The organism is Streptomyces spiralis (genome assembly GCF_014654675.1).
GTDB classification, from domain to species: Bacteria; Actinomycetota; Actinomycetes; order Streptomycetales; family Streptomycetaceae; genus Streptomyces; species Streptomyces spiralis.
Window position 1 is genome coordinate 1 of sequence record NZ_BNBC01000080.1, and the last position, 25,418, is coordinate 25,418.

The window sequence follows — 25,418 nt, forward strand, 5'->3', positions numbered from 1 at the left end:
AAGCGAGGGACGCCGTGCGCCGGTGTCCCGTCGGGGAAGCGAGGGACGCCGTGCGCCGGTGTCCCGTCGGGGAAGCGGGACACGCCCTGCGTGGGTGCCCCACCGGGGAGGCGCGGACCTCCGTGGGCAGGAGCGCCGTCGGGCAGGCGCGGGACTCCGCGCGCGGGCGTTCCATCCGGCAGGCGCGGGACCCCATGGGCGGGCGTGCCGTCGGTGAAGCGGGGTGTTCCCGAAGTGAAGCCGGTCGGTGCGCCCGGGACGGGGGCCGCGGGCCCCCCGGGGACGCCATATGCCTCATGTGTCCCGTACGCCGGGACGCCGCCCGTCAGTCGCTGCCCCGGCAACGCACCGGAACCCGGCCACCGCGCGGGCGGCACCCTGCCCGGACCCGAAACCGGACCCGGGCCTGGGCCCGGGCTCAGGCTGCCTGGCTCCGGCCGGTCCTCGGGGGCCGTGCCCTGCCCCGGCACGGAGCCCGTTCCCGGGCGGCCTCTGCCACCGTCCCGTGTTGCGGCTGTGTCCGCGGTGTCGCCCTTCGGGGCCGGTCCGCGACGGCTGTGGCGTCCCACCTGCTCCCTCAGCCCCCCATGCTCACGCCGGAAGGCCCGTCATCGGCCCCCGCGCCGTCCGAGCCGGCACGCTCTCCCATCGGACCCACCGATGCCTCCTCCGCGTCCACCTGTCTCACCGGCCCTTCCCCCGCGTCCGCCCTTCTCGTCGCGGCCTCCCCCGCACCCGCCCTTCTCGTCGCAGTCTCCCCCGCGCCCGCCCCTCTCGGCGGAGCCTCCCCCGTGTCCGCGAGCAGTTCCCGGAAGGCCGTCGCCACCGTCTCCGGGTACTCCATCATGGCGACATGGCCCGCGTCCGGCAGAGTGAGGAGGCGGGAGTCGCGGAAGGCACGGGCGGCGCGCTGGGCCATGCGGTAGCCGACGAGCTGGTCCCGGCCGCCGTAGATCAGCAGCGTGGGCGCGAGGACGCGCTCGGCCTGGCGCCACAGTCCGTGCTGGCCGCCCAGCGTGTACGCGTCCACGATCCCGCGCGCGGAGCGCGCCATCGCGTCCCAGAAGTACGGAAGCCGCAGCCGGCGTTCCATCTCCTCCACCGCGTTGCGGAACCCCTCGGGCGTGACCCGCCCCGGGTCGCCGTAGCAGAGGGCCATCACTCCGCGGACCCGCTGCTCCGCCGTCCACTCCCGGGTGAGCCGGGTGAAGAGGGCGGACACGCCGGGCAGTGCGAGCAGCCCGGTCGGCACGGCGCTGCGCTGCACCCGCAGCTCGGGCAGCGCGGGCGAGACCAGCGTCAGCGTCCGGACGAGGTCCGGGCGCAGCGCGGCGACGCGGGTGGAGACGGCACCGCCGAGCGAGTTGCCGAGCAGGTGGACCGGCCCGCGGTCGGAGGCGTCCAGAAAGCGGATGACCGCGCGCGCGTGCGCGGTGACGGAGTAGTTGCCGTCGTCCGGCGGCGGGGAGTCCCCGAAGCCCGGCAGGTCGATCGCCTCGCCGTCGACGACGTCCTGCAGCAGCGCCATCAGCGCCGACCAGTTCTGCGAGGAGCCGCCGAGCCCGTGGACGTAGAGCGCGGGCGGCAGGCCCTTGCGGGCGGGCGGCCTGGAGCGCACCGTCAGGGTGATCCCGGACAGTCCGACCGAGCGCAGTCGCTCGCCCTCCTCGACCCTGACGGGTGCCACCCTGGGAAGAATGTTGGCGGGCGGCACGGAGGGCAGCTCGGTCGAAGACATGCGGCAATGTTACGAGACGATCACGTACCGACTCATGTGTTCGCCGTCACAGATCGCGCGCATTCGGAGCTGTGTTCGGAGCGGTACTCGGCCCCCGGACCGCATGGCGTCCAGATCGGGTGTCTCCTAGGCTCGTACAGAGGGCACCCGCATGTAGCCCCTGATTCTTCCGGGGACACTCACACGAAGGGAGCCCGGCATGGCAGTCGACCCCACCGATCCCGAGACGTTCGAGAACGAGAACGAGGAGGAGAACGTGCCGGAGATCGACGTCGAGGCCCCGGAGGGCGACATCGCCGAGCAGCAGGCGGAGCTCGCACAGGAACGCGACGAACCGCTGACGCGCGTGGAACCCGACCGGGCGAACGAGGCCGACCTCGTCGAGCAGGCGCGGGTCGTGTCCCTCGACGAGGACGACTACCGCTGACGGCCGACCCACCGCTGAACGGCCCGGCCACCGCCACTGAACAGCGGTGGAGCCCACTTATGCCCTAACTGAACCTGTTCGAAACCTTTGGACCGGTTTCTTCACCGTCCGGTACGTGAAATTCTGCGCTCGCACCGCGCACAGTACGGTTACCGAAAAGTACGATGGCGGCGCGGCGCACACCGCACAGGGACGATTTTGGGAGGCGGCGTGACAGCCATCGAGCAGACAGAGGCGGCACGCCCGCGAGGCACGCGCCTGCCGCGCCGTGCCCGACGGAACCAGCTGCTGGGCGCCGCCCAGGAAGTCTTCGTGGCGCAGGGCTACCACTCGGCGGCCATGGACGACATCGCCGAGCGCGCCGGCGTCAGCAAGCCGGTGCTCTACCAGCACTTCCCGGGCAAGCTCGACCTCTACCTCGCGCTGCTGGACCAGCACTGCGAGTCGCTCATCCAGGCCGTGCGCAACGCGCTGGCGTCGACGACGGACAACAAGCAGCGCGTGCGGGCCACGATGGACGCCTACTTCGCGTACGTCGAGGACGACGGCGGGGCCTTCCGGCTGGTCTTCGAGTCGGACCTGACGAACGAGCCCGCGGTGCGCGAGCGCGTCGACAAGGTCACGATCGAGTGCGCCGAGGCGATCTGCGACGTCATCGCCGAGGACACCGGCCTCTCGCGCGCCGAGTCGATGCTGCTCGCCTCGGGCCTGGGCGGCCTGGCCCAGGTGGTGGCCCGCTCGTGGCTGCACAGCGACCGCAGCGTCCCGCGCGACCAGGCGGTCCAGCTGCTGACGTCCCTGGCGTGGCGCGGCATCGCGGGCTTCCCGCTGCACGGCACCGAACAGCAGCAGCACTGAGCCTGCCTGCCGGACCGGCGGCGGGGCGGCGGGCGGACCGGCGGGAATGTTTCCGTCGGCCGTGTCCCCGTCGGGTTTGTTCCCGTCGGCTGTTCGCTCCTGGCGTTCCGGGGCGCGGCGTGCGGATCCCCTCACCGGGCTAATGTGTGCTGGGTACGGCGCGGAAGGCCGCGCACTTCACTGACCGTCGGAGGGACATAGCCGTGGAGGTCAAGATCGGCGTGCAGCACGCGCCCCGCGAGATCGTTCTGGAGAGCGGTCAGAGCCCCGAGGAGGTCGAGCGGGCGGTCGCCGAGGCGCTGGCCGGCAAGTCGCAGCTGCTGACCCTCGTCGACGAGCACGGCCGTAAGGTGCTGATCCCGGCCGAGCGTCTGGCGTACGTCGAGCTGGGCGAGCCGTCGCCGCGCAAGGTGGGCTTCGGCGCGCTGTAGTCACGCAGGACGAGAAGACGAGCGGGGTCCCGTCGGCCGGTGGTCGGCGGGACCCCGCTCTTTCTGTCGGCTTCTGTCGGGCCGTTCACAGGTGGCGCACGAACAGCCCACAGGGGAGGGTTGTATTCCGCAGGTCAGGGGTATGACCGGCTACGACCGAGAGGCACCGGCCGACTGCCTGGGAGGGACCCTCATGTTCTTGGAAACGTTCGGCTCCGCCGTGCTCGGTCTGCTGCTCGGCTGGGCCGCGTTCCACCGGCTGTCCCACCGGCTGCCGTCCCGCCTGCTGGTGCTGTCGACCGCCGTCGCGGGCGCGCTGTTCGGTGGGTTCGTCACCCACAGCGCGCTGGGCTCCGGCAGCATCCTCCTGAACCTGCTGGGCGCCGCGGTCGTCTCCGCCGCCTCCCTGTCCCTGCTGCTGCGCCCGGCCGGCCGCCTGCGCCGACGATCCCTGACGGCGTAGCCGCCGAGGACCGCCGGGAACTCGGACGCGGGAACCAGGGCGCGGGAACTCGGGCGCGAGGGCTCAGGCGCTCACGCCGCCAGGCCCAGCGCGGCCATCCGCTTGGTGTGGGCCTCGGTGATCCGGGAGAACATCTTGCCGACCTCGGCGAGGTCGAAGCCGTCCGCGACACCGCCGACGAGCATCGTGGACAGCGCGTCCCGGTCGGCCACGACCCGCTGGGACTGCGAGAGGGCCTCCCCCATCAGGCGGCGCGCCCACAGCGCGAGCCGGCCGCCCACGCGCGGGTCCGCCTCGATCGCCGCGCGCACCTTCTCCACCGCGAACCCGGCGTGCCCGGTGTCGTCGAGGACGGCGAGGACCAGCTCGCGCGTGTCGGAGTCCAGGCGGACGGCGACCTCGCGGTAGAAGTCGCTGGCGATCGAGTCGCCGACGTACGCCTTGACGAGCCCTTCCAGCCAGTCCGAGGGCGCCGTCTGCTTGTGGAAGCCGTCGAGCGCGGCGACGAACGGGTCCATCGCGGCGGTCGGCTCCTCCCCGATCTCCGTGAGCCGGTCGCGCAGCCGCTCGAAGTGGTGGAACTCCGCCGACGCCATCTTCGCCAGCTCGGCCTTGTCCGCGAGGGTGGGCGCCAGCTTGGCGTCCTCCGCGAGCCGCTCGAACGCCGCGAGCTCCCCGTACGCGAGAGCCCCGAGCAGGTCGACGACCGCGGCGCGGTACTGCGGGTCGGCGGCGGCCGTCGCCCAGTCCTGGGCGGCGATCCCGGTGCGTTCGGCGGGGGCGTCTGCGGCGTTCTCAGGCTTGTCAGAGCTCGTCATGAAGCGCACAATAGCCCGCTCGCCGCTCCTTCGAAGGACCCGGTCAACCGGTGTGACGACGACTACGTGACCAAATCGGCCATCGCGTGTACACGATTCCGGGGTATGGTGGTAATGCGCCTGCTGGTACGCCGACGTGTTTCGGTGTGCCTCGACAGGCCGCACGCATGAGGATGCCCGGTCGGTGGCCCGATCGGCTCCGACCCGACAGCCCTCCCAGGCCGTACGCCAACTGTGCGTACGACGACCGGAGGGACCTCCAAGCGGTACGAGCGCTAGAGCGTCGGCAGAGGTCCCGTGCCATACGGCTTGCCCGAGCGGTATGCCCGTACGGCGGCCGACGTCCCCCAGGCACGGTCACGCGACACGACCCCCGCGCTCGCCTCGCGCCGCGCACACAGAAGAGGCAGCACCCTGACTACGACGTTCCGATCCCTCGGGATCCTCCCCGAGACCGCCGAGGCCCTGGAGGCCGTCGGCATCACCACTCCCTTCCCCATCCAGGAGATGACCCTCCCCGTCGCCCTCTCCGGCACGGACGTCATCGGACAGGCCAAGACCGGCACCGGCAAGACGCTCGGCTTCGGCCTTCCGCTCCTCGAGCGCGTCACCGTCCCCGCCGACGTCGAGGCCGGACGCGCCGAGCCCGAGGCCCTCACCGACGCCCCGCAGGCGCTCGTCGTCGTCCCCACGCGTGAGCTGTGCACGCAGGTGACCAACGACCTGCTGACCGCGGGCAAGGTGCGCAACGTGCGCGTCACCGCCATCTACGGCGGCCGGGCCTACGAGCCCCAGGTCGAGGCGCTGAAGAAGGGCGTCGACGTGGTCGTCGGCACCCCGGGCCGCCTGCTCGACCTCGCCGGCCAGAAGAAGCTGAACCTGAAGCACGTCAAGTGCCTGGTCCTCGACGAGGCCGACGAGATGCTCGACCTGGGCTTCCTGCCCGACGTCGAGAAGATCATCGACATGCTGCCGGCCAAGCGGCAGACCATGCTGTTCTCGGCCACCATGCCGGGCGCGGTCATCGGCCTCGCGCGCCGCTACATGTCCCGCCCCACGCACATCCGCGCCACCGCGCCGGACGACGAGGGCGTGACGGTCGCGAACATCAAGCAGTTCGTCTACCGCGCGCACTCCATGGACAAGCCGGAGATGGTCGCCCGCATACTGCAGGCCGAAGGCCGCGGGCTGGCGATGATCTTCTGCCGCACCAAGCGCACGGCGGCCGACATCGCCGAGCAGCTCCAGCGTCGCGGCTTCGCCTCCGGCGCGGTCCACGGCGACCTCGGCCAGGGCGCCCGCGAGCAGGCGCTGCGCGCCTTCCGCAACGGCAAGGTCGACGTCCTCGTCTGCACCGACGTCGCCGCGCGCGGCATCGACGTCGAGGGCGTGACCCACGTCATCAACTACCAGTCCCCCGAGGACGAGAAGACGTACCTGCACCGGGTCGGCCGCACCGGTCGCGCGGGTGCCAAGGGCACGGCGATCACGCTCGTCGACTGGGACGACATTCCGCGCTGGCAGCTGATCAACAAGGCGCTGGAGCTGGACTTCAACGACCCGGTGGAGACGTACTCGAGCTCCCCGCACCTGTTCTCCGACCTGGGCATCCCCGCGGGCACGAAGGGCACCCTGCCGCGCTCGGAGCGGACCCGCGCCGGGCTGGACGCGGAGGAGCTGGAAGACCTCGGCGAGACCGGCGGTCGCGGCGCCCGCGGGCGCGGTGGCCGGGGCGGCCGTAACGAGGCGCGCTCCGACGACCGCGAGCGCGAGCGCCCGGCACGCACCCCGCGCCGTCGGCGCCGCACGCGTGGCGGCGCACCGGTGGACTCCGGTACGGCGGTCTCCGGTACGGCGCCTTCGGGCACGCCGGTCGCGGACGCCCCGTCCGATGTCGTGTCGGCCGGGACCACGGCCGGGGACGAGCTCACCACCACCCGCACCCCGCGCCGCCGTCGGCGCACACGCGGCGGCGCGACGTCGCAACCGGTGGCGGCGGTGGCCTCGGAGGACACTGCCGAGTCCCCGGCGGCCGCGGAGGCCGCGGTGACGACGGCGGAGGGCCCGGCCCTCGACGCCGCCGAGACCCCGGCGAAGCCGCGCCGCCGCCGCACCCGCAAGTCGGCGGAGCGCACGGTCGAGGCGTCGGTCGTCACGGCCGAGGCATCGCCCGTCGCGGCCGAGACCGCGGTCGCGGTCGACACCGAGGACACCGAGCCCGCACCGGCCCCGCGCCGCACCCGCAAGAGGGCGGCCACCACCGCCCGGACGGCGTTGGACACGGCCGAAGGCACGGCGGAGCAGGCCGAGACGGCCGTACAGGCGGACCGGGCGGACCAGGCGGAGGAGCCCAAGCCCCGCCGCCGCACCCGCAAGGCCGCCGAGCCCGTCGCCGCCGAAACGGCGGTCGACACCGCCGAAGGCACGACCGAGGTCGAGGCCAAGCCGCGCCGCACCCGCAAGAAGGCCGCCGCCGCGCCGGAAGCGGCAGTCGACACGGCCGAAGGCGCAACGGCGTCCGAAGCCAAGCCGCGCCGCACCCGGAAGACGGCTGCCACGGCTGGCACGGCCGAGACGCCGGAGGGCGCAGAGGCGAAGCCGAAGCGCACCCGCAAGGCCGCGGCCACCGCCGAGAACGCCGTCGAGGCGGCCGAGGGCGTGACCGCCGTCGAGGCGAAGCCGAAGCGCACCCGCAAGGCCGCGGCCACCGCTCCGGAAGCCGCCGCCGACACCGCCGAGGGCACGGAAGCCAAGCCGCGCCGTACGCGCAAGAAGGCGGCTGCCGCGGCCGAGGCGCCGACGGTCACCGAGGAGGCGGAGGCCAAGCCGCGCCGCCGCACCCGCAAGGCCGCCGAGCCCGTCGCCGCCGAAGCGGCAGTGGACGCCGCCGAAGGCGAGGCCAAGCCCCGGCGCACCCGGAAGAAGGCCGCCGCGGCCCCCGAGGCGACGGCTGCCGTCGTCGACGGTGCCGAGGAGGTCAAGCCGCGCCGCCGCACCCGCAAGGCCGCCGAGCCCGTGACCGCGGAGATCCCGGCGCAGGCCACCGGTGAGCCTGAGCCGGAGGCCAAGCCCACGGCGCGGCGCACCCGGAAGGCTGCGGCCTCGGTGGAGTCCGCCGAGGCCTGACACCGCAACCCGACGGCCCGGCCCACCTCGTGTGGGACCGGGCCGTCGGCGTCCCACGGCACGGCGACGCGACCGTGGCGGAGGCGTTCCGCCTCCGTCCTCCGCCCGCGCGCCCGATAACCTCGCCGCATGAGCAGGCCTCCGACCTTCCGTCCGCCGGCCGGTGCCCGGGCCTACCGGTTGCGCACCGCTCGCGGTGAGTTCGCCGTCGTCGACGCGCCCGTGGCGCCCGGTGCCCGGGCGCGGGGCACCGCGCTGCTGCTGCCGGGGTTCACCGGGAGCAAGGAGGACTTCAACCCGCTGCACGAACCGCTCGCGGCGCGCGGGTACCGGACCGTGGCCGTGGACGGACGAGGGCAGTTCGAGTCGGGCGGGCCGGCGGACGACGAGTCGGCGTACGCACAGGAGGAACTCGCGCGGGACGTCCTCGCACAGGCCGAGGCGCTCGGCACGCGCGTGCATCTGCTCGGGCACTCCCTGGGCGGGCAGATCGCCCGCGCGGCCGTGCTGCTCGACCGCTCCCCCTTTCTCTCGCTCACCCTCATGGCCTCCGGTCCGGCGCAGATCTCCGCCTCGCAGCGGCAGCGGGTGAAGCTGCTGCGGGACGCGCTGGGTGTGATGACGATGGCCCAGGTGTGGGACGTCATCCAGGCGATGGAGCCGCCCGAGGAGACCGACACCGCGCCGGACGCGGGCCTCGATGCCCGGGAGGACCTTCGGCGGCGCTGGCTGGGCAACAAGCCCGCGCAACTCCTCGCCACCGGACACCAGTTGTGCACCGAGCCGGACCGCGTCGCCGAACTCGCCGCAGTCGCACTGCCGTTCCACGTGCTGTCGGGGGCGCGGGACGAGACCTGGCCGCTGCCGCTCCTGGACGACATGGCCGTACGGCTCGGCGCCCGGCGCACGGTCGTCGTGGGCGCCGAGCACTCCCCCAACTGCGACCAGCCGCTCCCCACCGCCCGCGCCCTCGCCGACTTCTGGGACGACGCCACACACGGCACGGCCGACACCGCCGAGGCCCCGCGCCCTGCCTAGCGCCGCCCGGCCACCCCGAGCCGCCGGCAGGAGCCGCTAGGGGGTGTCTCGTCGATCAGGCCGGATCAGGGAGCGGTGCCGGCCACCGCGAGCCCGGCATGATCGGCGAGACACCCCCTAGTACTGCGCCTGGAGGTGGTCCCAGAAGCCGTCGCGCAGGGCGCGTCGCAGGTCCGCCTGGCCGCGCAGCGAGTACTGCAGCAGCCCCTCGGCCTCGACCAGCAGGTCCTGGTCGACCGAGCCGGGCAGGTAGGGATGGCCGGGGAGGAGTTCCACCAGGGTGTCCCGGCCGCGTGCCGCGAGCCACTTCGCGGCGATCTGCGCGCCCACGAAGCGGACGTCGTCGCGGCTGGGCCGGTCGCCGCCCGCCGGGTCGTAGGCCACCGCCGTGCGCCGGGAGACGTACGGCTTGAAGAAGTCGAGGTCGAGTGTGCGCTGGCTGTCGACCTCCCACAGCAGCGGCTCGGCCTGGTTGCGGCCCTCTGGCGCCTCGATGCCCCACAGGTGGACCCGGGCGCCGAAGCCCTGGGCGGCCTCGACCGCCGAGACCAGGTCCTCGTCGCCGCCGAGCAGGGCCGCGTCGCTGATGGCGCGGTGCCGGGCCAGGGACTCCAGGTCCGTCCGAATGAGTGAGTCGACGCCCTTCTGCTGGTTGTTGGCGTTGAGGTTGCCGAGGCGGACCTTGACGTCGGGCAGCTCGGCGATGGACTGCTGCTCGGCGGTGTGGATACGGCGGCGGGCGCCGTCGTACCAGTAGACGCGCAGCAGCCGGCTGTCGGCGAAGACGGTGCGGGCGCGGTCGATGAGCGCGTCGATCAGGCCCTCGGCGTCCAGGTCGAAGGCCCGGCGGTCCTCCGTCCCGGCGATCAGTCGGCCCACGGCGGCGTAGAGGTAGCCGGCGTCGACGAAGATCGCATGGGTCGAGGGTGTCTTGGCCACCTCGGCGAGCATGCGTTCCAGCAGCTCGTTCGTGCGGTCGATGCGGGCGGCCAGCGCCGCGTGGTCCTCGTTCATCGCCTCCATTGTCCCGGCGATCACGCTGCGAACACAACTGGTCCCGGTCGGTCGACCAACCATGACTTACCGGTCAGTAATTAGACGTTCGAAAAATTTATTTAGTGTAGGGAATGTTCGTAACACGCGGATCGTTGACTATGCATGGAACAAGGGGCTCGACGGCCCCGTGCGCCACCCACCTCACCAGTAATTCTCCGCAGGAGGATGACCAGACGAAGGGAGAAGCCCGTGCGCTTCGAGATCATGCGACTCGACGAGGTCGACGGCACCACCGTGGACAGCACCGTCGTGGACGCCGCCTCCGTCAACCGGATCGTTCAGCAGGCCGCCGCGATCGGTCAGCGGCTCTGGATCCGCCCGGCCGAGACCACGGCCTCGTAACGGCGGACCGTTTTTGACGCTTCGAGCCCCCGTACGGCACTCGCGCCGTACGGGGGCTTCTTGCGTGCGTGGCGCACAACCTCAAGTGCCCCGGGGCAGTCTCAAACGCCCCGGACAGCCTCAAGCGCCCCTGACGGCCCCTCAGGCGCCCCGGATCACCTGGAGGACGCCGTTGATGATCTGCTGGACGGCGATCGCGGAGAGCATCATGCCCGCCAGCCGGGTCACCAGCACCACACCGCCGTCCTTGATGACCCTGATGATCAGCAGTGAGTAGCGCATCACCAGCCACAGCACGACGTGGATCGCGAGGATCGCCGACCACACCGACACCTGCGTGGCCACGCTGTCGGCCTTCTGCACGGCGAGGATCACGGACACGATCGCGCCGGGACCGGCGAGCAGCGGCATGCCCAGCGGGACGAGGGCGACGTTCACGTCCTTCGTCTGCTTCGGCTCGTCGGTCTTGCCGGTGAGCAGGTCGAGCGCGATGAGCAGGAGCAGCAGCCCGCCCGCGATCATCAGCGCCGGCACGGAGACGTGCAGGTAGTCGAGGATCTGATGGCCGAGCAGGCCGAACACCGTGATCACTCCGCCGGCCACGCAGACGGCCTGGAACGCCATCCGCCGTTGCACCCGTGCGGCGCGTCCACCGGTCAGCGCTATGAAGATCGGGGTGATCCCAGGGGGATCCATGATGACAAAAAGGGTCAGGAAGAGAGAGCCGAAGACGGCAACGTCGAACATGAGGGCCTTGCGGAAGAAGTGAAGAAGTGAAGGGATGGGGAGGTCGGAGCGTCGTTCCTCAGGCTCCGCCGGTGCCCGGCACCGGGAACGCTCCGGTCGCCCGCCGGGTGATCTCCCCGTAGACCTCGGGGTCCGTGGTGAACTCGCCGAGCGAGACGGACTTCCGGCTGCCGTGGTAGTCGCTCGAACCGGTGACCAGCAGTCCCAGTTCCGCGGCCAGGCCGCGCAGCCGCGCCCGGGTGTCCGGGTCGTGGTCCATGTGGTCGACCTCGATGCCGTCGAGTCCCGCGGCGGCCATCTCGGCGATGGCGGACTCCGGAACCGTACGGCCCCGCTTGACGGCCGCCGGATGGGCGAAGACGCAGACCCCGCCGGCCCCCTTGACCAGCCGGATCGCCTCGAAGGGGTCCGTCTCGTGCTTCTCGACGTAGGCCCGGCCGCCGTCGGCCAGCCACTGGTCGGTGAAGGCGTCGCCCACGGTCGGTACGACGCCGAGCTCGACGAGCGCGGAGGCGATGTGCGGCCGTCCGACCGAGCCGTCGCCCGCGATCCGCGCGACCTGCTCCCAGGTCACCGGCACGCCCAGCGCGTTCAGCTTGGTGATCATGCTCTTGGCCCGCGGCACCCGGTCGTCCCGGACCAGCTCACGCTCGGCGAGCAGAGTGGGCTCGGCGGGGTCGAAGAGGTAGGCCAGCATGTGCATGCTGGTGCCGTCGATACGGCAGGACAGCTCGGCGCCGGTGACGAGGGTGAGCCCTTCGGGCAGCGCGGCGATCGCCTCGGCGTGTCCGCGGGTGGTGTCGTGGTCGGTCAGCGCGACGACGTCCAGACCGGCCGCGGCGGCGCCCAGCACCAGCTCGGCCGGGGTGTCCGTACCGTCGGACGCGGTGGAGTGGGTGTGCAGATCGATGCGCACGACACTGACTCCAGGCGGTGACGGGACGGAAGGGAACACCCAAGGATAACGGGAGACAGGGCGTGCCCTGTCACAACCGATTCGCCGTGACGCCCCCTACACCGCCCCCGCACCTACGGTCCCGGCGTGCCCACGGCTGCGGCAGCCTGCCTCCTGCGGACCTACGGATGCAGCAGCCGCGGCGAGAGCGCCCCGCACGGCACCAGCTCGACCTCGGCGCCCGCGTCACGCAGATCGGCCAGCACCAGTTCGTCGTACATCAGCAGCCCCGACTGCTCGGGCCACACCACCGCCCACAGCCACAGCCCGCGTGCCTCGCCCGCGAACACGGCGCGGTCGACCGGGGCGCCGGAGACGTGCCAGAGCGGGGTGGGGCGGCCACCGGCCAGCACCTTGGCGTCCGGCGGCTTCTCCACGTTCAGGGACAGGCCGGGGTCCGGGCCGTCGATGCCGGCGTAGCGGGCGCCGAGGCCGACGCCGAGTTCCTCGGCGACGAGGATCAGCTCCCCCACGCCGCCGAGCGGGCCGGGTCCCGAGCACGCCACGGCGGTGGCGCGGCCGCCGCTGCGGTCGTCACCGGCGTAGACCACCCCGGTGAACAGCCAGCCGACCGGCAGCGGCCACGGCATCCACACCGGTACCTGGGTGCGGTTCACGACCACGCCGAGGGCCTCGACGCTGGGCGGGATCACGGGCTGCAGCGGATACACCGTCCCGTGCACCTCGCACCGCCAGGCGTCGCTGAAGAGTCCGGGAGCCCTGACCCGGCCACCGCACTTCGGGCAACTGGGTTCGCCCCTCATAGGGCCCCACGGTCCTACCCGGACCGCGCCACGTCAAGGACGATCACCCGACCGGAGGGAACACCTGACCGGCAGAACTAGATGCATGTTGCATCAATTAGCCGCGCTAACTTACTATGTGTATAAGCCAACCAAATTGGCGGACCATCTACCTCACGGCGATCTCACACGGCGATCTCACCGGGATTGGAGCACGGCATGGCCGAGGACCCCTTCGACGCGGGAGCGGGCGGCATCCTGCGGCAACCGAAGGCCGTCTGGGCGACGGCCGGCGCGTCCGTCGTCGCCTTCATGGGCATCGGGCTCGTCGACCCGATCCTTCCCTCCATCGCCAAGGGCCTGAACGCGACCGCCAGCCAGGTCTCCCTGCTGTTCACCTCGTACTTCCTGATCACCGCCATCGCGATGCTGGTGACCGGCTTCGTCTCCAGCCGCATCGGCGGCCGCAAGACCCTGCTGGTCGGCCTCGCCCTCGTCGTGGTCTTCGCCGCCCTGGCCGGCACCTCCGGCTCGGTCGGCCAGCTGGTCGGCTTCCGGGCCGGCTGGGGCCTGGGCAACGCGCTGTTCGTCTCCACCGCGCTCGCGGTGATCGTCGGCGCGGCGGCCGGGGGCAGCGCCGCCGCGATCCTGCTCTACGAGTCGGCGCTCGGCCTGGGCATGGCGTGCGGCCCGCTGCTCGGCGCGCTGCTCGGCGACGCCAGCTGGCGTTACCCGTTCTTCGGCACCGCGTTCCTGATGGCCGTCGGCTTCCTGTGCATCACGGCGTTCCTGAAGGAACAGCCGAAGCCGGCCCGCAGGACCTCGCTGCTGGACCCGATCAAGGCGCTCGGCCACGGCGGTCTCGCCTCGGCGGCGGTCTCGGCGTTCTTCTACAACTACACGTTCTTCACCGTGCTGGCCTTCACGCCGTTCGTGCTGAACATGACGCCCTACAAGTCGGGGGCGGTGTTCTTCGCCTGGGGCGTGCTGCTCGCCGTCTTCTCGGTGATCGTGGCACCGCGCATGCAGAAGCGGTTCGGCTCGCTGAAGGTGCTCGGCGGTTCGCTGGTGCTGCTCGCCGCCGACGTGGTCGTGCTCGGCTACGGCGACCACACCACCGCGATCGTCTGCACGATCCTGTCCGGCGCGTTCATCGGCGTGAACAACACCGTCTACACCGAACTCGCCCTCGGCGTGTCGGACGCTCCGCGCCCGGTGGCGAGCGCGGGCTACAACTTCGTGCGCTGGTTCGCGGCCGCCGCCGCGCCCTACCTTGCACCGAAGATCGAGGAGTGGACCGACCTCCACATCCCGTTCGTGGTCGCCGGCGCCACGGCGCTCGTGGGCGCGCTCGTGGTCCTGCTGCGGCGCCGTGCGCTCACGCACGATGCGGAGGAGCACCAGCCGCAGCACGCGACCGAGGACGGCGTCGCGGTGTTCGCCAACTGACGGCCGGCCGACGACCGGGTGCCCGGCGACCGGCTGACCCACGGCCGGCCGGCCCACGGCCGGTCGACGGCCAACTGACGCTCCTCGGCGATTCGTTGAGTGAGATCGGTCACTCCAGCGGGACGGACCGGCGGGTGGGGTCCCGCAGGTCCGTCCCGTTCGTCAGCCAGCGCTCCTGGAGGGCCTGCGCGCCGTGCACGCGCTTCCAGGCAGCCTCGTTCGGCGTCATCGGCAGCAGCGGCAGGAACCGTACGGGGTCCAGCGGCGCGTCGAGCTCCAGGTCCTCCACCAGGCCGCCCGGCTCGGCCACCAGGACCGAGGTGAAGGGCGCGCCGGGCCACAGCGGCTCGCCCACGTCGAGCGAGGCGCCCGGTGCCACGACCACGCCCTCGACCTGCGGGGACGCGGCCAGCACGGCAAGTGGGCGCAGCACCTTGCCGGTGTCGGCGAGGCCGGCCCTGACCGACAGGACAAGTTCGGCGCGCGGGCCCTTGACGGGGTCCGCGAGCATCGCCGTGGGGTCCGTCATCGGGTGGGCGGACATGCCGAGGGTGGCGTAGCGGACGATGGCCCCCTCCCCGTCCTCGCCGGCGAAGCGCAGCACCTCGATGCGGTCCGTGCCGAGGAAGGTGACCGCCGCCCGCGCGTCCGGCTCGCCCAGCGCGGAACGCAACCGGGCCTCGACCAGAGGAAGAACATCAACCATGCGGCGAGCATAGAACTCGTCAGTAGCGAGCAAAGCGGCGCCTTGACACGTCGGCCGGCTGATATTCTTGCCCGGTGGTTCGGGGCAGCACGCAGAAGCGTCGCCATCAGGTCCCGACGCCGATGGAACTCCCTTACGAGGGACCGGCCGGAGGAGGTGGGGCTGTCATGGATCGAAGTCGACCGTGCAGTAGCACCCGCTCTTCCCGCCGTTGACGCAGCCTTTTCCGGTTGCGTCTGCTCGTACTGTCTGGCCACCGCCTCCCGTATGCGCGCCTTCACGCGGAAGAGCACTTCGTTTCGCTTTGCCTGATCTGCGTCAGTAGCTGAATCAGCAATGAAGCCCGCCACCGCGACGGTGCGGTGCTCCCCGCTTTGTGGACGTGCGAAACATCTACGCACCGGACGTCCTCATTCCGGGCAGTTCCGACCGCTGTGGACGGCTCTTCGTTGCTCGTCGCGAAGGAGCCCCGCCATGTCGATGATCCGTGACCTGCGTGCCGTGGTCCGCCCGTCCCGCCCGGCGCCGCGCAAGGACACCGGCGCGTACGACACCACCCGCGACCCGGCGTCGCCCTCCGCCGTCGTCGACTGCGCCGTCTACCGCGACGGCACCCGCGTCGAGACGCCGAAGACGCTCACCCCGCAGGAGGCCATGCGCCAGGTGAGGCGCGACGGCGGCTTCGTGTGGATCGGGCTGCACGAGCCGACCGAGGCCGAATTCGCCGGTATCGCCACCGAGTTCGGGCTGCACCCGCTGGCCGTCGAGGACGCGGTCCAGGCCCACCAGCGGCCCAAGCTGGAGCGCTACGACGACTCCCTCTTCACCGTCTTCAAGACCATCCACTACGTCGACCACGACCAGCTCACCGCCAACAGCGAGGTCGTCGAGACCGGCGAGGTGATGTGCTTCACCGGGCGGGACTTCTTCATCACCGTGCGGCACGGCGGTCAGGGCTCGCTGCGCGCCCTGCGGCACCGGCTCCAGGACGACCCCGAGCTGCTGGCCAAGGGCCCCTCCGCCGTACTGCACGCCATCGCGGACCACGTCGTCGACGGCTACATCGCGGTCGCGTCCGCCCTTCAGGACGACGTCGACGAGGTCGAGACCGAGGTGTTCTCGCCGGGCCGGGGCCGGACCCCGCGGGGCACCGACGCCGGCCGGATCTACCAGCTCAAGCGCGAGGTCATGGAGTTCAGGCGGGCGGTGTCGCCGCTGCTGCGGCCCATGCAGCTGCTGAGCGAGCGGCCGATGCGGCTGATCGACCCGGACATCCAGAAGTACTTCCGGGACGTCGCCGACCACCTCGCCCGCGTCCAGGAGCAGGTCATCGCCTTCGACGAACTGCTCAACTCCATCCTCCAGGCCAACCTCGCCCAGGCGTCCGTGGCGCAGAACGAGGACATGCGGAAGATCACCGCCTGGGCCGCGATCATCGCCGTACCGACGATGGTCTGCGGGGTGTACGGCATGAACTTCAAGTACATGCCCGAGCTGCACTGGAAGTACGGCTACCCGGTGATCATGGGCATCACGGTCGCGATCTGCCTCGGCATCCACCGCACGCTGAAGCGGAACGGCTGGCTGTGAGGCCTGCTCGTCGCACGGCCCTCGTTAGGCTTCTGCCATGACAAGCGAGCTGCTCGACCAGGCCCTCGTCGAGGAGGCCACGAAGAAGTCCGGCCTCATCTGGGTCAAGGGCCCCGGCGTCCCGGCCCGCGCCCTGTGGCACGTCTGGCACGAGGGCGCGGCCTGCCTGGTCGGCGACGGCCCCGGCGAGCAGCCGCTGCCGCACCTGGCCGACGGGGGCACCGCCGAGGTGACGGTGCGCAGCAAGGACAAGGGCGGCCGGCTGGTCACCTGGGCCGCGAAGGTCGTGGAGCTCGCGCCGGAGTCGGAGGCGTGGCAGGCGGCGGTGGCCGAGCTCAAGGGCAAGCGCCTGAACGCGCCCGACGGCGAGGCCATGACCGCCCGGTGGGCCCGCGAGTGCCGCGTCGTACGTCTGGAGCCGACGGGGACGGTCGCACCGCCGCCCGACGGCTCGCTGGCGGACGCGCCGCTGCCGACGCCCGCGACGACCCGCCGGCCGATCCCGGCCGGACTGCCCCGGCTGCTGCTGCGGAAGCGGCGGCGCAAGTAGCCGGTCCGGTGAAGGGGAGAGTGAGGGTGTGTCAGGACGTCGGCAGCTGCTTGCCGTAGTCGACCGTGTCGCTCTTGTCCGGTTCGGTCAGGGAGAAGTCCTTGCCCCACTCCGAGAAGGTCAGGGTTCCCGCGTCGCCCGCGCGCACCAGGCGCACCGGGTAGGGCGTGCCCTCCAGGGAGACGTCCAGGGTGCCGCCGGTGCCCTTGCCGCCGGTGATGCGGATGGTGCGGACGCCGGACTGCTCGTGGTGGCCGTCCGTGGCCAGGGTGCCGTGCAGCGTCAGCAGGCCGTCGAGGAGGACGTTCTTGTCGGTGAAGCCGCTGAAGCGCTGGTACGCGGGGTCGCCCTGCGGCACCTTCACGTACTTGCCGTCGAGCTTGTCGGCGGCGCCCGTGTCCGTGCCGCCGCCACCGTCCTTGCCGTCGCCGTCGGCGTGGCTCCAGAACTCGGCGTTCGCCTTCAGATACAGCTTGTTGCCGACCCGCAGCAGCCCGAAGGTCACTCCCTGCGAGGTGACCGAGCCGGATCCGCCGTCGGACTTCAGGCGCATGTCGAGCCGGTACGTACGGCCGTTGCTGACGACGTCCCCGGACAGATGCACCGCGTCCGCGGAGTCCGCCGCCGTCCGGGTCCTGGCCTGGATCCGGTCGGCCGGCAGTTTGCCGACGCCGTTGGTGCCCGCGTCCGGATCCTGCTCGGAACATCCCGCGAGGCCCGCTCCCGTGACGGCGACCAGAGCGCACAGCGCGCTCACCAGCGCGGCCCGGCGGGAACGGCGGCCCTGGGGAATCGCGGTCACAGGTGGCGCTGCCTTTCTGACGGGAGCGACTGGTGCGAGGCATGCGAGACGTGCGACGGGTGGTACCCGAAGCGGCGTAACGCAGCGTACCGGTGCCGCGGCCGAGGAACGGAGCCAGTCCGTCCGGACCGCTCACCAGGGCGTATCCGAACCGGACGGGCTAGCCTGAAGCCCACCTGAACGGGCAAGCGGGAAAAGACACCCACCATACCCACGAGATGCCGTACGCATCACGAGCACGCACAACGGCAAAGCTCGCCATGACGGCAAGCACGCACAACGGCAAAGGAGGCGCTGCCATGGCAGCGGGCGCCCCGCGGATCTTCGTCTCGCACCTGTCCGGCGTCGCCGTCTTCGATCCGACCGGCGACCAGGTGGGGCGCGTGCGGGATCTGGTCGTCATGCTGCGCGTCGGGCGCCGGCCGCCCCGGCTGCTCGGGCTGGTCGTCGAACTCTCCACCCGGCGGCGCATCTTCCTGCCCATGACCCGGGTGACGAGCATCGAGTCCGGCGAGGTCATCACCACGGGCGTGCTCAACGTCCGGCGGTTCGAGCAGCGGCCCACCGAGCGGCTCGTCTTCGGTGAACTGCTGGACCGGCGGGTGACGCTGGTGGAGACCGGCGAGGAGGTCACCGTCCTGGACCTGTCCGTGCAGCAGCTGCCCGCGCGCCGGGACTGGGAGATCGACCGGGTCTTCGTCCGCAAGGGCCGCAAGGGCGGCGCGTTCCGGCGCGGCAGGGGCGAGACGCTGACGGTCGAGTGGTCTGCGGTCACCGGCTTCTCCCTGGAGGAGCACGGGCAGGGTGCGGAGAACCTGCTCGCCACCTTCGAACAGCTGCGCCCCGCGGACCTGGCCAACGTGCTCCACCACCTCTCCCCCAAGCGGCGCGCCGAGGTCGCCGCCGCCCTGGACGACGACCGGCTCGCCGACGTCCTCGAGGAGCTTCCCGAGGACGACCAGATCGAGATCCTCGGCAAGCTGAAGGGCGAGCGCGCGGCCGACGTCCTGGAGGCGATGGACCCGGACGACGCGGCCGACCTGCTCGGCGAGCTGCCCGTGGAGGAGCAGGAGCGGCTGCTGGGCCTGATGCAGCCCGCCGACGCGGCCGACATGCGGCGGCTGATGTCGTACGAGGAGCACACGGCGGGCGGTCTGATGACGACCGAGCCGATCGTGCTGCGTCCGGACGCGACCGTCGCCGACGCCCTGGCCCGGGTCCGCAACCCCGACCTGTCCCCCGCCCTCGCCGCCCAGGTCTACGTCTGCCGTCCGCCCGACGAGACCCCGACCGGGAAGTACCTGGGCACGGTCCACTTCCAGCGACTGCTGCGCGACCCGCCCTACACCCTGGTCAGCTCGCTCCTCGACGACGATCTCCAGCCGCTGGCCCCGGACGCCGCGCTGCCCGTGGTCGCCGGGTTCTTCGCGACCTACGACATGGTGGCGGCGCCCGTCGTCGACGAGGCCGGCTCACTGCTGGGCGCGGTCACCGTGGACGACGTCCTGGACCACATGCTGCCGGAGGACTGGCGGGAGACCGAGTTCCACCTGGACGAGCAGGCGGGCGTCGGACCGGCAGCCGGACCGGGCGTCGGACCGGCAGCCGGACCGGGCGTCGGACCGGCAGCCGGACCGGGCGTCGGGCCGGTAGCGGGACCGGGCATCGGACCGGGCAAGGGGGCGGGCGCCCATGGCAGCTGACCGCGACAGCGTCCGCGAGCGCCACCCGGCGGGTGCCACCGCCGCCGGCCGGCCCCGGGCGGGCCGGCTGGACCAGCCGCGCGCTCCCCGGCGCAGGCTGCTGCCGGAGTACGACCCGGAGGCCTTCGGGCGGATGTCGGAGCGGATCGCCCGCTTCATCGGCACCGGGCGGTTCCTGGTCTGGATGACGGTGGTGATCCTGGTGTGGGTGCTGTGGAACGTCGCGGCACCGCGCCATCTGCGCTTCGACGAGTACCCCTTCATCTTCCTGACGCTGGCGCTGTCCCTGCAGGCCTCCTACGCCGCCCCGCTGATCCTGCTGGCGCAGAACCGGCAGGACGACCGCGACCGGGTCAACCTGGAACAGGACCGCAAGCAGAACGAACGGTCGATCGCCGACACCGAGTACCTGACCCGGGAGATCGCCGCGCTGCGCACCGGCCTGGGCGAGGTGGCGACCCGCGACTGGATCCGCTCGGAGCTGCAGGACATGATGAAGGATCTGGAGGAGCTGCGGGACGGCCATCGCGAACCCGCCGTATTCCCGGCAGACCATCCGCGCGGGCGTGACATGGACGACCGCTGACGGGGGTCCCGGGGCCGCCGCCGCGGGCCGTACCATCGTCCTTATGGCTACGGAAGACGCGGTGCGCGCAGCGCTGGCGACGGTTGACGACCCCGAGATCCACCGACCCATCACCGAACTCGGGATGGTCAAATCCGTGGAGATCGGCGCGGACGGAGCGGTCGCGGTCACCGTGTACCTGACGGTCTCCGGCTGTCCCATGCGCGAGACGATCACCCAGCGTGTGACCGACGCGGTCTCGCGCGTCGAGGGCGTCACCCGCGTCGACGTCTCGCTCGACGTCATGAGCGACGAGCAGCGCAAGGAGCTGGCGAACGCCCTGCGCGGCGGCCAGGCCGAGCGCGAGGTCCCCTTCGCCAAGCCGGGCAACCTCACCCGGGTCTACGCGGTCGCCTCCGGCAAGGGCGGCGTCGGCAAGTCCTCGGTGACGGTGAACCTGGCGGCTGCGATGGCGGCCGAGGGCCTGAAAGTGGGCGTGGTCGACGCCGACATCTACGGCCACAGCGTGCCGCGGATGCTCGGCGCGGACGGCCGCCCGACCCAGGTCGAGAACATGATCATGCCGCCGTCGGCGAACGGCGTGAAGGTCATCTCCATCGGCATGTTCACCCCGGGCAACGCGCCGGTCGTCTGGCGCGGCCCGATGCTGCACCGCGCGCTCCAGCAGTTCCTGGCGGACGTGTACTGGGGCGACCTGGACGTGCTGCTCCTGGACCTGCCGCCCGGCACCGGCGACATCGCGATCTCCGTGGCCCAGCTGGTCCCGAACGCCGAGATCCTGGTCGTGACGACGCCTCAGCAGGCCGCCGCCGAGGTGGCCGAGCGGGCCGGCTCGATCGCCGTGCAGACCCACCAGAAGATCGTCGGCGTGGTCGAGAACATGTCCGGCCTGCCCTGCCCGCACTGCGGCGAGATGGTCGACGTCTTCGGCACGGGCGGCGGCCAGCTGGTCGCCGACGGCCTGACCCGCACCACCGGCACGACGGTCCCGGTCCTCGGCAGCATCCCCATCGACGTCCGCCTGCGCGAGGGCGGCGACGAGGGCAAGCCGGTCGTCCTGACCGACCCGGACTCCCCCGCGGGCTCGGCGCTGCGCGCGATCGCGGGCAAGCTGGGCGGCCGCCAGCGGGGGCTGTCGGGGCTGTCGCTGGGGATCACGCCGAAGAACAAGTTCTGAAATCGGACACCTGTGATCTGCGGCTCCGCCCTCGGTCAACTCTCTGGCCAGGGGCGGAGCCGTCGACGTTTGTCATCGTTGGTCATCGCCGATCGCCGCCGGACGGCCCCGAGACGGCCCCAGGGACAACCCCGGGCCTGGACAGCGTCACGCCAGGCGCGACGGGCAACGAGGCCTATTGCCCGCTCAGTTCGTCCAGCAGTGTCGAGTTTTGTACGGCCGTAGGAGTGATCAAAAGATGAATGACGTTACGCTCTGATCCTTTTTGCACATCGTTCTCCAGGTATCTGCCCGATCCGGGGCACAGCAGCGGAGGAGAACACATGAGGACCGTCCAGAAGATTGCAGCGGTGGCCGCGGCCACCTGCGGAATCCTCTTCGCCGGTATCGGGGTGGCCAGCGCTTCCCCCGAGGACAACGGCGGGTGGGACAACATCCCCGTGCTCAGCAACATCAACCAGATGGAATGGGACGATTCGCCCTTCTGTGGAGTTCAGGTCAAGACCGAGGACACCGAGCAGAAGACGTCCTGTGTGGTGGTGCACAACGAGGGCAGCACTAACAGCCCGGTGTACATCATCACCTTCGGATCTCTTGATCTGTCATAGCAGTCCGGCGGTCCGACGGTTCGCCCGTCGGACCGTTTGGCTTGTCGGGACGTTCGCAGGTAGGTGAGTGATCCGGCTGTTGTGTCGGGTGAGCGGCCAGGGGTCCGGCATGGTTCGGCCTCGCTCCGGTTCATCATGCGGCGGTCAGTGAGGCACGCGGTTTGAGACGGCCCCGGATGCCCTGCAAGATGGGTGACCTGCTGCTTTACCAGAGGAAAGTTCTGAGCCTCCCGGCGGGCTCCTGAGCCCCTGGTGGGGCTGAGCCCCCGGTGGGCCCGTGCAATGCGCTCGTACGACGAAGGGGCGCCGTTCCGCTGCGGACGGCGCCCCTTCGTCGTAGGAGTCACGCGTACGCGGTGATGTCCTTGATCTTGGCGAAGCCGAGCCCGTACGCGCTCATACCCCTGCCGTACGCCCCCACGTGGACCCCTTCCCGGGTCGTGCCCGCGAGCACCCAGCCGAACTCGGACTCGCGGTAGTGGAAGGAGGCCGGGACGCCGTCCACGGGCAGGGAGAGGGTCGACCAGTCCGGGCCGGTCAGGTCGTCGGCCAGCACCCACGCCGTCTCGGTCTGCTGCTCCAGCCAGTCGTCGCGCAGGGCGTGGTCCATCTGCATGGGCCAGGTGAAGGACAGCAGGCCCACTCCGGCCAGCCAGGCCGCCGAGGAGACCGACGTGGCCTCCAGTTGCCCCGTGCCGTCGGCGAGGCGCCGCACGGGGTTGGCGGCGACGGTGACGACGACCGCGAACCTCTCCTTGGGGTCGTCCGGGGAACCGGACACGAACTCGTTGCGCACGGAGGGCTCGTCGCCGTGCCCGATCGAACCGTGCTCGACGGAACCGTCGGCCGAGGTGCCGACCTGCATCAGCCAGCGCGGCCCCGTGAAGGCCTCGTCTAGGCCGTACCAGGGGAAGGGCGCCAGCAGGTAGCCGTCGACCGTGCGCTGGGCGGAGGGAAGTCGCTGTCCGCCCTCCGCGGCCGGCGCCTGCGCGACCGCCCTACTTGTCGTCTCCATGTACCCGGACGCCTCCTCGCTCTCGCGGGACCGGGGCTGCCCGCCCCCCTTCGGGCGTACGCGTCCGGTCCGCACAACAACTCGGCAGCATATCGAGCCTGTCTCGGGCAGCCGGGAAATCACCCGGCGCGTGGGTCGCGGGAGGGGCGGGTTCAGGCCGCACGGACGCAGGACCGCACCGGACCGCACGGAATTCGCGGGGTGGCGTCGGCCTATGTGGCGTCGGCGTCGAAGGGCGGGCGGTCGTCGTGGTCCGTGCCGTCCTCGGGCTTCTTGGTCATGTCGACCCGGCCGCCTCCCGAACCCGACGAGGAGGAGGCGGAGGACGACGAGGGCGTCGAGTCGGAGTCGCGGCTGTGGACGGCGTCCGTGACCTCGGCCATCTCCTTCTTCAGGTCGAAGCCGTTGCGGATCTCCTTCAGCCCCAGGTCGTCGTTATCCAGGTGCTTGCGGATGAACGTCTTGGGGTTGAGGTCCTCGAACTCGAAGTCCTTGAACTCCGGGCCCAGCTCCTGGCGGATGTCCTGCTTGGCGCTCTCCGAGAACTCGCGGATCTTCCGGATCGTGCGCATCACGTCCTGGATGACCTTCGGGAGCTTGTCCGGACCGAACACGAGCACGGCCAGGACGATGATCGTCACCAGCTCGAGCGGTCCTATGTCATTGAACACCTGAAGCTCCTTGCGATGTCCGTGTCCTCGGCCCTCGGGTGGTCCGGTGTGTACGGGTCCATCCGTGGTCCGGGCCGGAACCACGGTACCCGCCCCATATGTGCTCCCGGTACCGTCCCGAGGCCTCGGAGTGCGTGTACGCGACCAGTTTTCCGGCTTGTTTGCCTTGCGGCAGCCGTGTGTTGTCCCGTGTCGCGGCCGCGGCCGGCCTCCCTGTGAGGTTCGCGTCAGCCATTGTTCGAGGACCCGAGCACGAGGGAGACCTTCCGCTGTGCGCCGCCACGTTCGATGGTCAGCTCCAGGCGGTCACCGGGGCGGTGGGCACGCGTCTTGACGATCAGCTCCTCACCCGAGTGGACGTCCTGGCCGTCCACCGCGGTGATGACGTCACCGGCCTTGATCCCGGCCTTGGCACCGGGTCCGCCCGGTGTGACCGGGGAACCGCCGTCGCGTCCCTTGGTGCCGACCTTGGCGCCGTCACCGGCGTAGTTCATGTCGAGGGTCACGCCGATCACCGGATGGCTGGCCCTGCCCGTGTTGATCAGCTCCTCGGCGACGCGCTTGGCCTGGTTGACCGGGATGGCGAAGCCGAGCCCGATGGAACCGGCCTGGCCGGTCTGCGAGTCCGAGCCGCTGTCGGCGGACCGTATGGCCGAGTTGATGCCGATGACCCGGCCCCGGGAGTCGAGGAGGGGGCCGCCTGAGTTGCCCGGGTTGATGGGCGCGTCCGTCTGCAACGCGTCGACGTACGACAGATCGCTCCCGTCGCCCTTCTCGCCGCCGGCCGTGATGGGACGCTCCTTGGCGCTGATGATGCCGGAGGTGACGGTGTTGGCGAGGTCGAAGGGGGCGCCGATGGCGACGACCGGGTCGCCCACCTGCACGTTGTCGGAGTTGCCGAGGGGCATCGGCGTCAGCCCGCGCACGCCGCGAACCTGGACGACGGCGAGGTCGTAGCCGGTGTCGCGGCCGACGATCGTGGCCTTCGCGGTCTGGCCGCCGCTGAAGGTCACCGATATGTCGCCCAGCCTGCCGCCGGTGGCGGCGGGCTCGACGACGTGGTTGTTGGTCAGGATGTGGCCGAGCCGGTCGAGCACGAAGCCGGTGCCGGTGCCCTGCTCCTCCGAGCCGGTCACGTGCAGGGTCACCACGCTGGGCAGGGCACGGGCGGCGATCCCCGCGACGCTGTCCGGGGCCCGTCCGGCGGGCTCCTTCCCCGCCTGCGGCAGCTCTACGGCGCCTACGCCGCCGTTGCGCTCGATGTAGCCCCCCACGAGCCCACCGAGCCCTCCGGAGACCAGCGCGAGCGCCACGGCCCCTCCGACAAGGGCTCGCCGCACCCGCCTCCGCCGCTGCTCCACGCTCGGCGCCGCGGTCCCGCTCTGCTGCAACGGCCCGCCGAGCGGCGCCGCGGCCCAGGGGTCGTACCGCTGCCAGGGACCGGTGGGCGCGCCGGGGACGACAAGGTCGGCGGGGTGGGGCGCCGGGTGAGCGCCGCCGGGGGCGGACGCCGCGGCCGGCGCCTGGCCCGCCGACTCGACGACGGCGGCGCCGTAGGCGTCACCGCCGGCCGACGAGGGGGCAGCCGGGACCGGGGCACCATGCGGCTGGGTACTCGAGGCCGACGAGTCGGTGGGCAGGTGGGGCGGGGCCGCGGTCGGCGCCGGGGTCGAGTGCGATGGGGCCGGGACGCCGGGAGCCTGGGGCGGCGTCGGGGACGGAGCCGGGGTCGAGTGCGGTGCGGCCGGGACGCCGAGGTCCGAGGCCGGGACGCCGAGCCCCGGGGTCGGGACGCCGAGCCCCGGGGTCGGGACGCCGA

Annotated in this window: 25 protein-coding genes; 14 read left to right on the forward strand and 11 right to left on the reverse strand. The window is 71.7% G+C overall.

The window, feature by feature from the left end; translation table 11 throughout:
* Positions 1–577: 577 nt before the first annotated feature.
* Complete coding sequence (locus tag IE318_RS42190; RefSeq protein WP_189908156.1) at positions 578–1,738, reverse strand: alpha/beta fold hydrolase; 1,161 nt, start codon at positions 1,736–1,738, stop codon at positions 578–580.
* Between the two features lie 199 nt (positions 1,739–1,937).
* Between IE318_RS42190 and IE318_RS42195 the strand changes: the two genes are divergently transcribed.
* The 4 genes from IE318_RS42195 to IE318_RS42210 all read left to right on the forward strand — a co-directional run bounded on the left by IE318_RS42195 (position 1,938) and on the right by IE318_RS42210 (position 3,917).
* Positions 1,938–2,165: an Rv3202a family protein gene (locus IE318_RS42195; RefSeq protein WP_030176217.1), complete on the forward strand. Its 228-nt coding sequence runs from the start codon at positions 1,938–1,940 to the stop codon at positions 2,163–2,165.
* Between the two features lie 210 nt (positions 2,166–2,375).
* Positions 2,376–3,023 (forward strand): TetR/AcrR family transcriptional regulator, encoded by a 648-nt coding sequence (locus IE318_RS42200; protein ID WP_030176220.1) that lies wholly within the window; start codon positions 2,376–2,378, stop codon positions 3,021–3,023.
* Between the two features lie 203 nt (positions 3,024–3,226).
* Positions 3,227–3,454: a DUF3107 domain-containing protein gene (locus IE318_RS42205; RefSeq protein ID WP_030176223.1), complete on the forward strand. Its 228-nt coding sequence runs from the start codon at positions 3,227–3,229 to the stop codon at positions 3,452–3,454.
* A gap of 193 nt (positions 3,455–3,647) precedes the next feature.
* Positions 3,648–3,917, forward strand: a complete 270-nt coding sequence (locus IE318_RS42210; RefSeq protein ID WP_030176224.1) for a hypothetical protein — start codon at positions 3,648–3,650, stop codon at positions 3,915–3,917.
* A gap of 71 nt (positions 3,918–3,988) precedes the next feature.
* Here IE318_RS42210 and IE318_RS42215 read toward each other — a convergent pair whose 3' ends face one another.
* Positions 3,989–4,735 carry a ferritin-like fold-containing protein gene (locus IE318_RS42215; protein WP_030176225.1) on the reverse strand — a complete coding sequence of 249 codons (747 nt, stop codon included), beginning with the start codon at positions 4,733–4,735 and terminating at the stop codon, positions 3,989–3,991.
* Positions 4,736–5,242: 507 nt separating this feature from the next.
* Here IE318_RS42215 and IE318_RS42220 point away from each other — a divergent pair.
* Both IE318_RS42220 and IE318_RS42225 read left to right on the forward strand, forming a co-directional pair.
* Positions 5,243–7,861, forward strand: coding sequence for a DEAD/DEAH box helicase (locus IE318_RS42220; RefSeq protein WP_229904144.1), 2,619 nt, complete (start codon positions 5,243–5,245; stop codon positions 7,859–7,861).
* A 129-nt stretch (positions 7,862–7,990) separates the two neighbouring features.
* Positions 7,991–8,899 (forward strand): alpha/beta fold hydrolase, encoded by a 909-nt coding sequence (locus IE318_RS42225; RefSeq protein ID WP_189908157.1) that lies wholly within the window; start codon positions 7,991–7,993, stop codon positions 8,897–8,899.
* A 117-nt stretch (positions 8,900–9,016) separates the two neighbouring features.
* Here the strand turns inward: IE318_RS42225 and IE318_RS42230 are convergent, their stop codons facing one another.
* Entirely contained in the window at positions 9,017–9,913 is an 897-nt protein-coding gene (locus IE318_RS42230; protein ID WP_037868813.1) for an NYN domain-containing protein, read from the reverse strand.
* A 231-nt stretch (positions 9,914–10,144) separates the two neighbouring features.
* On the opposite strand from IE318_RS42230, the gene IE318_RS42235 reads away from it, so the two are divergent.
* Positions 10,145–10,297 carry a DUF8834 family protein gene (locus IE318_RS42235; RefSeq protein ID WP_184968404.1) on the forward strand — a complete coding sequence of 51 codons (153 nt, stop codon included), beginning with the start codon at positions 10,145–10,147 and terminating at the stop codon, positions 10,295–10,297.
* Between the two features lie 141 nt (positions 10,298–10,438).
* Here IE318_RS42235 and IE318_RS42240 read toward each other — a convergent pair whose 3' ends face one another.
* The 3 genes from IE318_RS42240 to IE318_RS42250 all read right to left on the reverse strand — a co-directional run bounded on the left by IE318_RS42240 (position 10,439) and on the right by IE318_RS42250 (position 12,763).
* The gene (locus IE318_RS42240; RefSeq protein ID WP_030176229.1) at positions 10,439–11,044 is read right to left on the reverse strand and encodes a MarC family protein; all 606 of its coding nucleotides are present in this window, start codon (positions 11,042–11,044) and stop codon (positions 10,439–10,441) included.
* Between the two features lie 58 nt (positions 11,045–11,102).
* Positions 11,103–11,960 carry a PHP domain-containing protein gene (locus tag IE318_RS42245; protein ID WP_189908158.1) on the reverse strand — a complete coding sequence of 286 codons (858 nt, stop codon included), beginning with the start codon at positions 11,958–11,960 and terminating at the stop codon, positions 11,103–11,105.
* A 161-nt stretch (positions 11,961–12,121) separates the two neighbouring features.
* Entirely contained in the window at positions 12,122–12,763 is a 642-nt protein-coding gene (locus tag IE318_RS42250) for a DUF6758 family protein (RefSeq protein ID WP_189908159.1), read from the reverse strand.
* Positions 12,764–12,961: 198 nt separating this feature from the next.
* Between IE318_RS42250 and IE318_RS42255 the strand changes: the two genes are divergently transcribed.
* The gene (locus IE318_RS42255; protein ID WP_030176238.1) at positions 12,962–14,191 is read left to right on the forward strand and encodes an MFS transporter; all 1,230 of its coding nucleotides are present in this window, start codon (positions 12,962–12,964) and stop codon (positions 14,189–14,191) included.
* Between the two features lie 109 nt (positions 14,192–14,300).
* On the opposite strand, the gene IE318_RS42260 is transcribed toward IE318_RS42255, so the two are convergent.
* Positions 14,301–14,897, reverse strand: coding sequence for a suppressor of fused domain protein (locus IE318_RS42260; protein WP_189908160.1), 597 nt, complete (start codon positions 14,895–14,897; stop codon positions 14,301–14,303).
* Between the two features lie 474 nt (positions 14,898–15,371).
* On the opposite strand from IE318_RS42260, the gene IE318_RS42265 reads away from it, so the two are divergent.
* A complete protein-coding gene (locus tag IE318_RS42265) occupies positions 15,372–16,487 on the forward strand; it encodes a magnesium and cobalt transport protein CorA (protein ID WP_189908161.1) in 1,116 nt (371 codons plus the stop codon).
* Positions 16,488–16,524: 37 nt separating this feature from the next.
* Positions 16,525–17,037 carry a hypothetical protein gene (locus IE318_RS42270; RefSeq protein WP_030176246.1) on the forward strand — a complete coding sequence of 171 codons (513 nt, stop codon included), beginning with the start codon at positions 16,525–16,527 and terminating at the stop codon, positions 17,035–17,037.
* Positions 17,038–17,068: 31 nt separating this feature from the next.
* Here the strand turns inward: IE318_RS42270 and IE318_RS42275 are convergent, their stop codons facing one another.
* A complete protein-coding gene (locus IE318_RS42275; RefSeq protein ID WP_189908162.1) occupies positions 17,069–17,839 on the reverse strand; it encodes a hypothetical protein in 771 nt (256 codons plus the stop codon).
* A gap of 299 nt (positions 17,840–18,138) precedes the next feature.
* Here IE318_RS42275 and IE318_RS42280 point away from each other — a divergent pair, with 299 nt between their 5' ends.
* The 4 genes from IE318_RS42280 (at position 18,139) to IE318_RS42295 (ending at position 21,913) form a co-directional block, all read left to right on the forward strand.
* The gene (locus IE318_RS42280) at positions 18,139–19,542 is read left to right on the forward strand and encodes a magnesium transporter MgtE N-terminal domain-containing protein (RefSeq protein ID WP_189908163.1); all 1,404 of its coding nucleotides are present in this window, start codon (positions 18,139–18,141) and stop codon (positions 19,540–19,542) included.
* Positions 19,532–20,128, forward strand: coding sequence for a DUF1003 domain-containing protein (locus IE318_RS42285; RefSeq protein WP_189908164.1), 597 nt, complete (start codon positions 19,532–19,534; stop codon positions 20,126–20,128). The genes IE318_RS42280 and IE318_RS42285 overlap by 11 nt, the downstream gene beginning before the upstream one ends.
* Positions 20,129–20,171: 43 nt before the next feature.
* Positions 20,172–21,305 (forward strand): Mrp/NBP35 family ATP-binding protein, encoded by a 1,134-nt coding sequence (locus IE318_RS42290; RefSeq protein WP_189908165.1) that lies wholly within the window; start codon positions 20,172–20,174, stop codon positions 21,303–21,305.
* A 323-nt stretch (positions 21,306–21,628) separates the two neighbouring features.
* The gene (locus IE318_RS42295; protein ID WP_189908166.1) at positions 21,629–21,913 is read left to right on the forward strand and encodes a hypothetical protein; all 285 of its coding nucleotides are present in this window, start codon (positions 21,629–21,631) and stop codon (positions 21,911–21,913) included.
* Positions 21,914–22,256: 343 nt separating this feature from the next.
* On the opposite strand, the gene IE318_RS42300 is transcribed toward IE318_RS42295, so the two are convergent.
* The 3 genes from IE318_RS42300 to IE318_RS42310 all read right to left on the reverse strand — a co-directional run.
* Positions 22,257–22,928 (reverse strand): hypothetical protein, encoded by a 672-nt coding sequence (locus IE318_RS42300; RefSeq protein WP_229904142.1) that lies wholly within the window; start codon positions 22,926–22,928, stop codon positions 22,257–22,259.
* A 212-nt stretch (positions 22,929–23,140) separates the two neighbouring features.
* Complete coding sequence (locus tag IE318_RS42305; RefSeq protein ID WP_189908168.1) at positions 23,141–23,599, reverse strand: sec-independent translocase; 459 nt, start codon at positions 23,597–23,599, stop codon at positions 23,141–23,143.
* 227 nt (positions 23,600–23,826) lie between these two features.
* Positions 23,827–25,418: S1C family serine protease (locus IE318_RS42310; protein ID WP_229904143.1), on the reverse strand; the 1,592-nt coding region annotated here is incomplete at its 5' end.